The sequence below is a fragment of the Arcobacter thermotolerans genome (assembly GCF_983172305.1).
The window spans coordinates 1-13,649 of the sequence record NZ_CFAFZJ010000019.1; the positions used below are offsets into that span (position 1 = coordinate 1).

Sequence of the window (13,649 nt, forward strand, 5' to 3'; positions counted from 1 at the left end):
CCGGTGGAAACGTAGGTCGCTGCCAGCTCATTGAGTTTTTATTATATCCAAAGAGCTTATCTTGTCTTACTACACTCTTAAAGTAGGTCAAGGTAAGCTTTTTTATTTTACTTCTTGTTTTCTTACTTTTTTAAATTACAAAAAACTTATTAATTATGAAATAAACTAGAAAAAGATAAAATTTATGCTACTATTATAAACTTATAGAAAAAGGCAAATAAAATAATGACAAAATGTGGATATGTTTCAGTTGTTGGTCGTCCGAATGCAGGTAAAAGTTCACTATTAAATTGGCTTGTTGGTGAAAAAATAGCTATGGTTTCACACAAAGCTAATGCAACAAGAAGAAGATCAAATATTATAGTAATGCATGAAGAAGATCAAATTGTATTTGTGGATACACCAGGAATTCATGAAACAGAGAAATTACTAAATCAATTTATGTTAGATGAAGCTTTAAAAGCCATGGGAGATTGTGATTTAATACTTTTTTTAGCTCCAGTTACAGATAGTTTAAAATATTATGAAGATTTTTTAGAAAAAAATAAAAAAAATACAAAACATATTTTACTTCTTACAAAAATTGATTTTGTTAATAATGATGAGTTGATGCTTAAATTAAAAGAGTACGAGAAGTATAGTGATAAATATGAGGCAATGATACCAATCTCTATAAAAAAAGCTACAAAAAAATCTGATATTTTAGATGTTGTAGTAAAGTATTTACCAGAGCATCCATATTTGTTTGATCCTGAAATTATGACAACTGAACATTTAAGAGACCTATATAAAGAATTTATTAGAGAGTCTATCTTTGAAAATATTAGTGATGAGATACCTTATGAAGCTGATGTAATGATAAATAAGATAGAAGAGAAACCAAATGTTGATGTAATAAGAGCCACTATAATTGTTCAAAAAGATAGTCAAAAAGGAATGATTATTGGTCAGCAGGCTACAGCGATTAAAAGAATTGGAAAAGCTGCAAGAATTAAGATAGAAAAACTTAGTGGTAAAAAGTGTTTTCTTGAGCTATTTGTTAGTGTAAAGAAGAATTGGACTAAGAATAAAGATGCTTTAAAATCTATGGGGTATGATATAGATATTTAGTTTTAGAATGTTTTGAAATCTATTTTTTAGGGGAAAATATGGTTTTCTTTGCTAATAGTAATGATATTATTGTTGTTGATATTGAAGTTACTGAAAAAATAGATGATAGATATTTAAAGAGTTTTGTTTTATCAAACTTAAAATTAAAAAATATATCTTTAGAAAATTGTGATAAATTATATGTAAATTATCTTGAATATCCAAAGGAGTATCAAGTATTTGTAGTAAATTCACAATTTATTTTTTTTGATTTTGAAGCATTTTACTCTTATTATGAGAATAGAGATTTTGAAGGTTTTGAACTTTTAATTTATAGTAATTTTTTTCTAATATTCAAAGATAAGAAATTTTTTTATTATCAAAAAATAAATCAAGATTTAAATCAAGATGATTTTATAAAATTTTTAAATAAGAAATTTAATATTAATATATCTAACATAAAATTAGTTTCAAAAGATGAATTTGAAAAGTTAAAAAAAGATTTTATTCAAAAAAATCAAAAAATTAATCATAAAAAAAATATCAACAAAGATGGACTTAAATATATTGATTTAAAATCTAATTTCTCATTTTACATCTATATCTTTTATCTTTTGTCTATTTTATGTATTGGATACTATTTTTACAATACTTATTTTAATATTGTTGAAAAAAAAGAGGAAATTATAGATTTTGAATCAATAAAATCCAAAATTACTTTTAATAGTTTTGAAGAAAAATTCTATGTTATATCAAAAAATATTGATAAAAATAGATTAGTTTTGAACTCTTTTGATTATAGACACGATACTGCAAAAATTGTTGTAAGCTCTTCAAATAAAGAAAATATTGATAAATTTTTAGAAAGTTGTGAAAATATAATATCATCTTCTACTCACTTTAGTGAAGAGAGTAAAATTTTTGAGGCTACAATTGATGTTGGCAAACTTTAAAAACAGTTTTGAAAATAGCTCTTTAAAAACAAAAATAGAGCTTTATTTATTACCTATTCTTCTCTTATTTTTGTGCTATGTACTATTTTATAATGAAAAAATTGAAGAGAATCAAAATGTTCAAAATAGTGAATTGCTAAATATAGAGAATAAAAAATTCACAGATTCTATTTTGGAACTATCAAATAAAATTGAAGATATTGCAAAAAGTGAAAATTTAATTATTCAAAAAACTCAAAGTTCAAAAGAGCAAATTATAATTCAACTAAAAGGAAAAAGAGATTATTTATTAAATTTTTTGCAAAAAGTTGAAGAGATAAATAGTTTTACAAAAATTGATTTTTTGAGTTTGAAAAAAATTGAAAATGATATTTATTTAATAGATGTAAGAGTTGATGTATCAAAATATTATTTAAAAAATAAAAAAGTTAAAGATATAATAAATATAGAGCAAGAAGAGATAAATGGAACAAAAGAAGATGAATATAAAGAAGAAATTATTGTAAGACCAGATTTTAAAATAAATGCAATTGTAGGGAATAATACCTTCATAAATGGTACTTGGTTTGAATTAAATGATGAAGTTTTGGGTTATAAGATAGAAACTATTGCTAGTGATTACGTGATATTGAAAAATAACAAAGATATTATAAAATTGGAGGTAAATAGTATTGAGTATTTTAAAAACAAAAATTGATTACACTCTATTTGAAAAATATGACAAAGAGTATTTTATAGAGAATAAAATTGTTCCAATATATGAAGATAGTATTAGTTTAAAAATAGCTATTTGTCCTAGTTCAAATATAGATAAAATAAAAGATAATTTTATAAAAATTATAAATTTTATAGAAGAAAAAGAGCAAGATATTCTTTTTATTTTAGCTCATATTGAAAAAAGAGTAAACTTGCATAAATCTGCATTAAAATCTATCTCTTCAAATGATGATGAGAAATTTACATCATATTTTTTAGATGAGTTAATTCTTTACTCAATTGAGCAACGAGCAAGTGATATTCACATTGAAAAGTATCAAGATTTATGTTTGTTTAAATTTAGAGTTGATGGAAGATTAAGAATCTTTTTTAGTTTTGATGAGGAGTTGTTTAGAGTTTTTTCATCCTTTGTAAAATTAATTTCAAATCTAGATATGACACAAATTCGTTTGGCACTAGATGGAAGATTCTCAAGAAATATAAATGATAAAAAGTATGATTTTAGACTTTCAACAATGCCAACAATTCAAGCAGAATCAATTGTTTTAAGGATATTAGATAATAAAAATATAGATAAAAGATTAGATGATTTAGGTCTTAGTCAAAATATTTATGAAGATCTAAAAGATGTACTAAAATTCACTCAAGGTTTAATTTTAATTAGTGGACCAACAGGAAGTGGTAAAACTACAACTCTTTACTCAATTTTAAAAGAGCTAAATTGTGATGATAAAAAAATAATAACAGTTGAAGATCCTATTGAATACAAAATTGATAGTATAAATCAAGTTCCAATAAATAATAAAGTAGGACTTAGTTTTGAGCTGGTATTAAAAAATATTTTAAGACAAGATCCAGATATTATTTTTATTGGTGAAATAAGAGATAAATTTTCACTTGATATTGCTCTTCAAGCATCATTAACAGGACATTTAGTACTTGCAAGTATTCACTCTTCAAGTTCTGTTGAAACTATTACAAGATTGATAGATTTAAAAGCTGACCCATTTTTAATCTCAACAACTCTTAAAGCAGTTATGGCACAAAGATTGGTTTTGGCTCACTGTAAGAGTTGTGAAAATGGTTGTAAAGAGTGTAACTTTACAAAATTTTATGATAGAACTTCTATTGCTGAAATTTTAAAAATTGATGAGCAGATATCCTCTTTGATATTTAATAAAGCTAGTTTTAATGAGTTAAAAGAGTATTTAAAAAATATAAATTTTAAAACAATTTTAGATGATGGAAAACAAAAAGTTAAAAATAGTTTAACCACTTTAGAAGAGGTTTATAAAGTGGTAAATTATTGATGAAAAAATATAGAGTTAAATATCAGGAAAATGGGAAAATAAAGGTAGATATTGTCGATGATGATAAACTTTTATTTATTAAAAAATCCAAAAATATTTTAGAAATAAAAGAGATAAATAAGATATTTAATATATTCAAAAAAGAGATTAGAATTGACAATAAAAAATTAGCACAACTATTTTATGAGTTAAATTTGATGTTAAAATCAAATATAAATATAAGTGATGCTTTGGAGATTTTGATAAAAAATAGAAAAGAGAAAAAGATTGTAGAGTTTTTAAAAACTATAAACTATTCATTTTCAAACTCTAAACCAATAAAAGATGAGTTAAAGAGATTTAAAATAGATGATACTGTTAAATCATTTTTACAGATTTCTCAAAATAGTGCAAATTTGGATTTGAATATTGAGGCAATTTCTACCCTTTTGAATGAAACAAAAGATATAAAAAAGAGTTTTTATAAAGCTATTTCTTACCCAATATTTTTACTAATTAGTTTTTTGATATCAATTTTCATAATATTTTTATTTGTTGTTCCAAATTTTAAAACAATATTTGCACAATCACAAAATAACCTTCCTATTGCTACAAAAATTTTATTAGCTATGGAAAATTTTTTTGTAAATCATACACTTTTTATAATCATTATCCCTTTTTTAGTTCTTTTTTTTATTTGGATTTTCTATAAAATTAGCAAGAGTTTTAGCTCTTTTTTAGATAAGTTTTTGTTTAAAACTCTACCAATAAGTAGTAAAATATACCAAAATTTTGAATTTTATAAACTATTTTTAATGATTGATATAATGCAAAAATCAAAGTATGAGTTTCATAAAGCATTTGAAACTTCAAGACTTTTAGTAAAAAACAAATATTTGTTGGATAAAATACAAATTATTGATAATTTATTACAAAATGGTAAAACAATTAGTTACTCATTTAAAAACGTAGATATTTTTGATGATATAGTTTTGAACCTTTTAAATACAGGTGAAGTTTCAAACTCTTTGGAACTTACAATTTATGAAGTTAAAAAGATATATAAAAATAGATTTGATGATAGTATAAATTTTATAATTTTATTGATACAGCCCATATTTCTTCTATTAATGGCAAGCTTAACTCTTTTTATAGTTCTTGCAATATTTACGCCGATTTGGGATATGGGAAGTATGATTAGATAAAGGAGGAACCTTGATTAATTGTTACGTAAAAAAACAACACAGATTAACTGTAGTTGAAGGTGTTGAATATCTAAATGATATAGAAGATAGAAAAAGTGTTATTTGGATTGATATGCTTTTCCCTACTATGGAAGAGGTAAAAGCTATTGAAGGTATTTTTAATATTGAGTTTCCTACAAAACAAGAGAGTGAAGAGATTGAACTTAGTTCTAGGTATTGGGAAGAAGGAAATAGAATAGAGATAAATAGTTATTTTCTTATAAATGATAAAAAAGAGCCTGTAAATGAGACGGTTTCTTTTATTTTACAAGATGAACTTTTAATATCTGTTCGATATAAAAAACTAGCAAGTTTTGATGCTTCAATTAAAAAACTTCTAGCAAGCCCAAGAGAGTATAAAACAGGATACTCTATATTTTCACAAATTATAGATATTAGAATTGATGCTGATGCTGATATTATAGAAAATTTAGGAAGAGATATTGCAGCTATTAGAAAACAGGCATTTAATGATGATGTAGAAAATGAAGATTTATTAGAACAGATGTCAGCATTTGAAAACTTAAATATGAAAATTAGGGAAAATCTTACAGATAAACAAAGAATTTTAAACTCTTTGTTAAAATCACAAAAGATTTCAGATGATAAAAGTGAACTTCCTATTATGTTAAAGGATATTAGGTCTTTGATTGATCACACTAATTTTAATTTTGAGAGACTTGATTACTTGCAAAATATTTTTGTGGGACTTTTGAGTGTTGAGCAAAATAAGGTTATAAAAATCTTTACTATTGTAAATGTTATTTTCCTTCCACCTACGCTAATTGCAAGTATATATGGAATGAACTTTGATATTATGCCCGAGCTAAATTGGGAATATGGTTACCTTTTTTCTATAGGAGTTATGATATTGGCAGCTGTTACGCCTTTGATAATTTTTAAGAAAAAAGGTTGGATATGAAATTTTTAAAAGGAATAATATATTATGAATAAAGAGTTAGAGTTTGAAAATTCAATAAAAAATATTTTAAATTATATTGATGAAGATGTTACAAGAGAAGGACTTTTAGATACTCCAAAAAGAGTAAGAAAAGCTTATGAGTTTATGTTTAGTGGATATAAACTTGACCCAAAAGAGATTATTCAAAAAGCACTTTTTACATCTACAAATGATGAAATGGTTGTTGTAAAAGATATTGAGTTTTACTCATTTTGTGAGCATCATATGTTGCCAATTATTGGAAAAGCACATGTTGCATATATTCCAAATGGAAAAGTTGTTGGACTTTCAAAGATTCCTAGAGTAGTAGATGTTTTTGCAAGAAGATTACAAATTCAAGAGCAACTTACTGAGCAAATTTGTGATGCATTAAATGAGCATTTAAAGCCTAAAGGAGTTGCAGTTATTGTAGATGCAAGACATATGTGTATGGAGATGCGAGGAGTGCAAAAAATATGTTCTACAACTATAACTTCTTCTTTAAGAGGGCTTTTTAAAAGTGATAAAAAAACAAAAGATGAGTTTTTGAGTATAGTTTCAGCTTCTTTTCAAAAGTAGCTAATTATATAAAATAATTTAAAATGATGGTATAATAACCGTAAAGTATTACGGATAATATAAAGGAGTATATTGTGGTAACATATTCTACAAATGAACTTATATCCTCATCAGAGTTTGCAAAAAAGTTTGGTACTTATCTAGCACAAATACAAGATAACACTGTAGAAAAACTTGCTATTTTAAAAAACAATAAAGTAGAAGCAGTAATTATCTCTAAAGATGAGTATGAAAGTATGAAAGAAGCTCTAAAAGAAGTTGAATCAAAAAAGATTTTAAAATCTATTCAAAGTGGTTTAGATGATATGAAAAGTGGAAAAACTAAATCTATAGATAAATTATGGGATGAGCTTTGAATATACAATATACAAATAATTTTTTAAAAGAAGCAAAACAATTATCCAAAAAATTTAAACTATTAAAACAAGACTTGCAAGATTTAATTCAAGATATAACAATAAATAAAGATTTTGGAGTTGATTTAGGTTCAAATTTATATAAAAAAAGAGTAAAAAACTCATCAATACCAACTGGTAAAAGTGGTGGTTTTAGAGTTATTATATATTATCAAGTGGAAGATAATATTGTATTAATCTCAATTTACTCAAAAACTCAAAAAGATAATATCAGCGATGAAGAGATAGAAGATATTTTAAAAAACTACCTAAAAAAACTATTTTAAAACCTCAAAACCTTATCTTCAAAGTTTAATTTTACATTTTCCCCGATTCTCAAACTATCATCAGAGCTATAAACAAGTAAATCTTTGTTGTTTACAACAACCGTAACTTCATAAAAACTTCCATAAAAGACAATATCTTTTATAATAGCATCAATCTTTCCATCTGCGCAGATTTTTATATTTTCTGGTCTTATGTATTCATTGTCAGATATTTGTGATATTTTTCCTAAAAAATTTGCACAGTATAAATCTTCTGGATTATTATAAAGCTCTTTACAAGTACCAACTTGCAAAATATCTCCACCATTCATAATAGCAATTCTATCAGATAAGAAAAAAGCATCTTCTTTATCATGAGTGATAAATAGTGCAGTTATATTAAACTCTTTTATCATCTCTTTTAGTTCAAGCCTCAAAATATTTCTTAGTTCCGTATCTATGTTACTTAAAGGTTCATCAAGTAGCAGTATTTTTGGTTTGTTTATAACAGCTCTTGCAAGAGCAACTCTTTGTTGTTGTCCACCACTTAGTTCATGCGGGTATTTATTCTCATGCCCTTTTAGTTTTGTTTTTTCTAAAATATCTTTTAACTCTTCTTTGCTAGCATTGCTTCCAAAAGTTATATTTGAAGCAACATTTAGATGAGGAAGTAGAGCATAGTTTTGAAATACAATAGCTACACCTCTTTTATTTGGCTCAATATCAACATCTTTTGAAAAAACTATATTATCATCTATTTTTATCTCTCCGCTATCAGGTTTTTCAAGTCCTGCAAGCATCCTTATAAATGTAGTTTTACCACTCCCGCTAGTTCCTAAAATTGTAAAAATTTCGCCTTTTATTAAATCAAGATTTAAACTATTTGCAACACAAATATTGCCTTTACAAAATATTTTTCTTAAATTTTTTATTTCAACTATTTTTTTCATTTTTTCTTTCTTTTTGGTTTAAAATTTAAAAGTAATACAGCACTAGCAGTTGTAATAACCAAAAGAAGTGATGGAAAACCAGTTTTATAAAGCATTTCATTACTTGCTAATTCATAAATTCTTACCGCTAGTGTATCAAAATTAAATGGTCTTAAAATCAAAGTTGCTGGAAGCTCTTTTGCAATATCGATATATAAAATTAAAAAACCACTAAGCAAATATGGTTTTAAAATAGGAAGATATATTTTAAAGATAGACTCTTTTTCATTTTTGCAAAATATTCGGCTTGTATCATCTAGAGAGCTATTTATCTTACTAAAACCGTTTTCAACACTTCCTATACTTGCTGCAAAATATCTTGTAGTATATGCAAAAATTAAGATTATAAAGGAACCACTAAAAAACATAAAACCCAATCCTCGGTCTAAATAATTTGCTATCAAAAGTAGTCCAACAGCTACAACAGCACCAGGAATAGAGTATCCTAGCATTGAAACTTTGTGAGTAAAGTTTGATACTTTTGTAGAGAAAAATCTCAAAAAATATACAATAAAAAAAGCCAAAGATATTATAAAACTACTAGAAATTATATTTAATTTTAAACTATTAAATAGATACTCAAATGCTGTAAAATCAAGAGTGTTTATATCCAAAAGAGTCCAATAAATCAAAACCCCAGTAGGTATAAAAAGTGTAAAAAGAGCAATTATAAAAGATATTAAAAATGCAAAAAAGTTATATTTTCCTTCTAATTTTATTTTAGAAGGCTTTTCGCTACTGTTTGTTGAGCTAGAAAACTTGAGTTTTTTTCTAATATTATATTCAACTAAAAGAATTAAAAATACAAAAACAAGTAAAATAATTGCAATATTTATAGCACCACCTAAATCACCATAACCAAACCAAGATTTAAAAATTCCAACACTAAAAGTCTCTATTCCAAAGTATAAAACAGTTCCATAATCGCTTAAAGTCTCCATAATAGCTAGTATTGTTCCTGCAAAAATTGCTGGATATGATAAAGGAAGATAAACAGTGAAAAAAGCTTTGATCGGATTTAATTTATATAAAGATATAAGTTCTACAACTGATTTTGATACCATAGAAAAAGATACAAGAGCTAGTATAAAAACATATGGAAACATTGCAATAGTAAAGATAAAAATAGCTCCACTCATATTTAAAATATCAAGTTTTATAGATGTGTCATTTAAAATTTGTGACAAAAGTCCACGAAATTCAAAAAATCCAACATAAGTATAACCAAAAATATATGCAGGATAAGCCAAAGGAAGTATAAAACAAACAGAGAAGAACTTACTACCAAAGTACTCAAATCTAGCACTTAAGTAGGAAGTTATTACTCCAAATATTATTACAAATATTGCAGTACCTATTATTAAATAGATTGTATTTAATGAATATTCTAATAAAAAACTACTCTCTAAAAACTCTTTATTAAAAGAGCCATTAAATAGAAAATATATTATTAGTATTAAAATTGGTAGTGATATAAGTAGCCCTAAAATAGGGGCTACTAAAAGCTTTAGATTTTTTATTTCCAATTCCCTTTTGTTGCTATTTCAACAGCTTTTCGTGTCTGTTTTCCAACTTCATTTAAAGGTATTGTATCCTCTTTGAACTCTCCCCAAGAAGCAACTATTCCAGCTGGTTTAACTTTTGGATTAACAGGATATTCATAGTTTCCTTGTGCTAACTCACCTTGAGCTTCTTCGCTTGTTAAAAACTCTATTAGTTTTATTGCATTTTCTTTATTTGGAGCAAATTTTGTAATACCAGCACCTGAGATATTTATATGGGCACCTGTAGTTTTTTGTGCAGGAAAAAATACTTTTACCTCTTTTGCTATTTCCTCATCAACCTTATCACCACTATTTGCCATAACTCCTAAATAATATGAGTTTACAATAGCAATATCAGCTTCACCAGAAGCTACTGCTCTTATTTGGTCTTTATCAGCACCTTTTGGATCTCTTGCAAAATTATTTACTAAACCTTTTACGAACTCTAAAGATTTTTCTTCACCGTTATGTGCAATTATAGAAGCAAGAAGTGACTTGTTGTAAGCATTTGTTGAACTTCTAGTTATCACTTTTCCTTTAAATTCAGGTTTTGTAAGTGAAAAGTAGTCATCTAGGTGTGCTGGATTTATAGTTTTTGGATTATAAACGAAAAGTCTAGCTCTTTTTGTAATAGCAAACCATTTTCCATCTTCATCTCTTAGGTGAGAGGGAATATTTTTTTCCAATACTTTTGAGCTAACTCCTTGAAGCAAATCTCTCTCTTTTGCTTCATATAAATTTCCAATATCAGCCGTTATAAGAATATCTGATGGGCTATTTGCACCTTCTATTGATAGTCTTGAAACAAGCTCTTCAGCTTTTGCAGTTATAAGGTTTACTTTAATACCTGTTTTTTCCTCAAATTTTTTGAACAGAGCTTTGTCTGAGTCATAGTGTCTTTGTGAATATACATTTACTTCACTACCACTTGCAAACAAAATATTTGCAAATAGTAGTGAGCAAAGAGCCAATTTTTTAACCATTTAACTATCCTTTTTTATTTTATAATATCTAATTTTTAAATTTAAAAGGAAATAGTATAGTAAGAAAGCTTTAATAACTCTTAATATTAAGAATGATTATCAAAAGTATGTAATTTTATATTTTATTATTTATTGGTATAATCTAAAAAAAATTTACAGGATAAAAAATGGTTTTAATGATTGATAACTACGATAGTTTTACATACAATATTGTTCAATATTGCCTAGAATTAGGAGCTGATTTGAAAATAGTAAGAAATGATGAGTTAACTTTAGAGCAGATTATAGAGTTAAATCCAAGTAAAATTATAATCTCTCCAGGACCTTCTACTCCAAATGAATCTGGAGTTTGTTTAAAAGTTATAGAGTATTTTGCAGGAAAAAAACCAATATTTGGAATTTGCTTAGGTCATCAAGCAATAGCTCAGGTTTTTGGGGCAAAAGTAGTACGTGCAAAAAATATGATGCATGGGAAAACTTCAAAAATAGAAGTTTTAGAAGATACAAAAATTTTTGATACCTTACCAAAAGAGTTTACTCAAACAAGATACCACTCTTTGATTGTACAAAAAGATAATTTGCCAGAAGATATTATAGTAACTTCAAAAAGTATGGATGATGGTGAAATTATGTCTTTAGAGGTAAAAGGTAAAAATATCTATGGAGTTCAGTTTCATCCTGAATCAATTATGAGTGAATATGGCCACAAAATTATAGATAATTTTTTAAAGATATAATATGTTTACAAAAAACAAATATACAATCTATTTTTATTTAATTTTATTTTTTATTGTATCTTTGTTGCTTATAACAGCAAATTACTCTTTAAGTATCTCATATAAAGAGGCTTTAAATCTATATTACAACAGTTCAATTTTGTCTATTATCACAAACTCTTTTACATATATTTTTGGACATAATGATTTAGCTTTAAGGGTACCTTTTATTGTTTTTTATACTTTAGGTGTAATTTTAATGTTTTTAATTACAAAAGATTATTTTAAATATGAAAAAGATAGATTTATATCTGTTTTGATTTTTATGTCTCTTCCTGGAGTTTTAAGTGCTTCATTGCTTGTAAACACAGCTATTATTGTAACTTTCTTTACTCTTTTGTATATCTATTTTTATCAAAAACATAAAAAACATTTATACTATTTATTACCATTTCTATTACTTGTTGATAACTCGTTTGCGATACTATTTTTAGCACTATTTCTTTTTTCATTAAAAACAAAAGATAGAAAGTTGTTGTATATCTCTTCAGTTTTATTTGTAGTTTCACTATTTATCTATGGTTTATCAACAGATGGAAAGCCAAGAGGTTTTTTAATAGATACAGTTGGAATTTATGCAGCTATATTCTCTCCAATACTATTTTTGTATTTTTTATATGTTATTTATAGATTAATAGTAATAAAACAAGTTGATTTAACAACTTATATCTCTGCAACTGCACTTATTTTATCCATATTAGTATCTTTTAGACAAAAAATATATATCGAAGATTTTGCCCCTTATGTTGTTATTGCTATACCATCTATGGTAAAAATGTTTTTACACTCATATAGAGTAAGATTAAAAGAGTTTAGAACAAATTACAATATAGCAGCAATTTTAATTGTGGTAATGTTGGGAATAAATGTTGTTTTTACATTTGTAAACAAACCTCTTTATTTAATAATTCAAAATCCTCAAAAACACTTTGTTTATCAATATCATATTGCTAAAGAGTTATCAAATGAGCTTAAGAATAGAGCTATAAATAATATAATATTAGATGATAAAGATTTGTTGTTGAGATTAAAATTTTATGAAATTCATGAAGGAAATGATTACTATTTATCAACAAAAGAGTTTTATAACTACGATGATAAAATATCTATATACTATTATGAAAAAGAGTTATTTACAATTTACATAAAAAAATTAATATGAAAAAAACATTTTTAATCCTAGAGTTGGTTTTTGTAATTGTAATTTTAGGTATTTTATATACAGTTTTTACACCAAAGTTACCAAATTATAAGCTTGATGAGGTTACAAATAGAGTTTTAATATATTTAAATTATGTAAGATACAAAGCTTTAATAGATGATAAGTTTGAAACTGAAGTAAGCGAATGGTTTAAGGGAAGATGGACAATGAAGTTTATGAGATGTAGAGAAGATAGAGGTGGAGGAATATATTTTACTATTTATAGTGAAACAAATGATACAGGACAAATAAATCAAAATGAGAGCTTAAAAGACCCTCTTACAAATAAATATATTTTCACTTCAAATTATTGTAAAAAGAATGCAGAAAACAGCCCTTTTGTGCTTTTAAAAAATTATGATATAGAAGATGTTCAAGTATCTTGTAATACAACAACCTCTATAGGACAAATCTCTTTTGGAAATGATGGAAGAGTTTATACTCAACTTTCAAGTGAAAATCTTGAGCTTAAAAAACCATGCACTATTAGATTTATCTCAAAGACCAAAGAGTTTAGAGATATAAAAATTTACCCAAAAACTGGCTATATAGAAAAAATAAATTAGCATTTTTTACAAATTCCCAAAATTAAGCCAAGATTAATAAAAACCCCTTGACAAAACAAAAAAAAGGCACTATAATTCCCGTCCAATTTGACCAGCAGGTTAAAATTAGAGTTCTTTA

Annotated in this window: 15 protein-coding genes; 12 read left to right on the plus strand and 3 right to left on the minus strand. The window is 25.5% G+C overall.

Translation table 11 applies throughout. The features are described from left to right. Positions 1-225: 225 nt before the first annotated feature. The 9 genes from era to AC5LG6_RS11060 all read left to right on the plus strand — a co-directional run bounded on the left by era (position 226) and on the right by AC5LG6_RS11060 (position 7,493). Positions 226-1,110 carry a GTPase Era gene (era, locus tag AC5LG6_RS11020; protein ID WP_066218261.1) on the plus strand — a complete coding sequence of 295 codons (885 nt, stop codon included), beginning with the start codon at positions 226-228 and terminating at the stop codon, positions 1,108-1,110. A gap of 38 nt (positions 1,111-1,148) precedes the next feature. Then, a complete protein-coding gene (locus tag AC5LG6_RS11025) occupies positions 1,149-2,042 on the plus strand; it encodes a hypothetical protein (protein WP_498586615.1) in 894 nt (297 codons plus the stop codon). Then, on the plus strand, positions 2,026-2,739 hold the full coding sequence (locus AC5LG6_RS11030; protein ID WP_498586617.1) for a hypothetical protein: 714 nt from the start codon (positions 2,026-2,028) through the stop codon (positions 2,737-2,739). The genes AC5LG6_RS11025 and AC5LG6_RS11030 overlap by 17 nt, the downstream gene beginning before the upstream one ends. Next, positions 2,714-4,069, plus strand: coding sequence for a GspE/PulE family protein (locus AC5LG6_RS11035; RefSeq protein ID WP_260937631.1), 1,356 nt, complete (start codon positions 2,714-2,716; stop codon positions 4,067-4,069). Before AC5LG6_RS11030 ends, AC5LG6_RS11035 begins: the two co-directional genes overlap by 26 nt. Then, positions 4,069-5,253 carry a type II secretion system F family protein gene (locus AC5LG6_RS11040; protein ID WP_498586619.1) on the plus strand — a complete coding sequence of 395 codons (1,185 nt, stop codon included), beginning with the start codon at positions 4,069-4,071 and terminating at the stop codon, positions 5,251-5,253. Before AC5LG6_RS11035 ends, AC5LG6_RS11040 begins: the two co-directional genes overlap by 1 nt. Positions 5,254-5,263: 10 nt before the next feature. Further along, the gene (gene corA, locus AC5LG6_RS11045) at positions 5,264-6,214 is read left to right on the plus strand and encodes a magnesium/cobalt transporter CorA (protein ID WP_434226391.1); all 951 of its coding nucleotides are present in this window, start codon (positions 5,264-5,266) and stop codon (positions 6,212-6,214) included. Between the two features lie 24 nt (positions 6,215-6,238). Next, positions 6,239-6,811: a GTP cyclohydrolase I FolE gene (gene folE, locus AC5LG6_RS11050; protein WP_066152469.1), complete on the plus strand. Its 573-nt coding sequence runs from the start codon at positions 6,239-6,241 to the stop codon at positions 6,809-6,811. A 74-nt stretch (positions 6,812-6,885) separates the two neighbouring features. Next, positions 6,886-7,167, plus strand: a complete 282-nt coding sequence (locus AC5LG6_RS11055; protein WP_260879308.1) for a type II toxin-antitoxin system Phd/YefM family antitoxin — start codon at positions 6,886-6,888, stop codon at positions 7,165-7,167. Continuing rightward, positions 7,164-7,493 carry a type II toxin-antitoxin system RelE/ParE family toxin gene (locus AC5LG6_RS11060; protein WP_498586621.1) on the plus strand — a complete coding sequence of 110 codons (330 nt, stop codon included), beginning with the start codon at positions 7,164-7,166 and terminating at the stop codon, positions 7,491-7,493. The genes AC5LG6_RS11055 and AC5LG6_RS11060 overlap by 4 nt, the downstream gene beginning before the upstream one ends. Here the strand turns inward: AC5LG6_RS11060 and AC5LG6_RS11065 are convergent. Genes AC5LG6_RS11065 through AC5LG6_RS11075 form a run of 3 tightly spaced genes read right to left on the minus strand, consistent with a single transcriptional unit; the run spans position 7,490 to position 10,988 of the window. After that, positions 7,490-8,422: an ABC transporter ATP-binding protein gene (locus AC5LG6_RS11065; RefSeq protein ID WP_498586623.1), complete on the minus strand. Its 933-nt coding sequence runs from the start codon at positions 8,420-8,422 to the stop codon at positions 7,490-7,492. The two genes, AC5LG6_RS11060 and AC5LG6_RS11065, sit on opposite strands and share 4 nt — an antisense overlap. Then, a complete protein-coding gene (locus tag AC5LG6_RS11070) occupies positions 8,419-9,987 on the minus strand; it encodes an ABC transporter permease (protein ID WP_498586624.1) in 1,569 nt (522 codons plus the stop codon). Before AC5LG6_RS11070 ends, AC5LG6_RS11065 begins: the two co-directional genes overlap by 4 nt. Further along, positions 9,978-10,988, minus strand: a complete 1,011-nt coding sequence (locus AC5LG6_RS11075) for a Fe(3+) ABC transporter substrate-binding protein (RefSeq protein ID WP_066345778.1) — start codon at positions 10,986-10,988, stop codon at positions 9,978-9,980. The genes AC5LG6_RS11070 and AC5LG6_RS11075 overlap by 10 nt, the downstream gene beginning before the upstream one ends. A gap of 167 nt (positions 10,989-11,155) precedes the next feature. On the opposite strand from AC5LG6_RS11075, the gene AC5LG6_RS11080 reads away from it, so the two are divergent. From AC5LG6_RS11080 to AC5LG6_RS11090, 3 genes are read left to right on the plus strand one after another with little or no spacing between them, the layout of a single operon-like run. Continuing rightward, positions 11,156-11,725 carry an anthranilate synthase component II gene (locus AC5LG6_RS11080; RefSeq protein ID WP_498586625.1) on the plus strand — a complete coding sequence of 190 codons (570 nt, stop codon included), beginning with the start codon at positions 11,156-11,158 and terminating at the stop codon, positions 11,723-11,725. A gap of 1 nt (position 11,726) precedes the next feature. After that, positions 11,727-12,926, plus strand: coding sequence for an ArnT family glycosyltransferase (locus AC5LG6_RS11085; RefSeq protein ID WP_498586626.1), 1,200 nt, complete (start codon positions 11,727-11,729; stop codon positions 12,924-12,926). Further along, entirely contained in the window at positions 12,923-13,531 is a 609-nt protein-coding gene (locus AC5LG6_RS11090; protein ID WP_498586627.1) for a type II secretion system protein, read from the plus strand. Before AC5LG6_RS11085 ends, AC5LG6_RS11090 begins: the two co-directional genes overlap by 4 nt. Positions 13,532-13,649 lie beyond the last annotated feature (118 nt).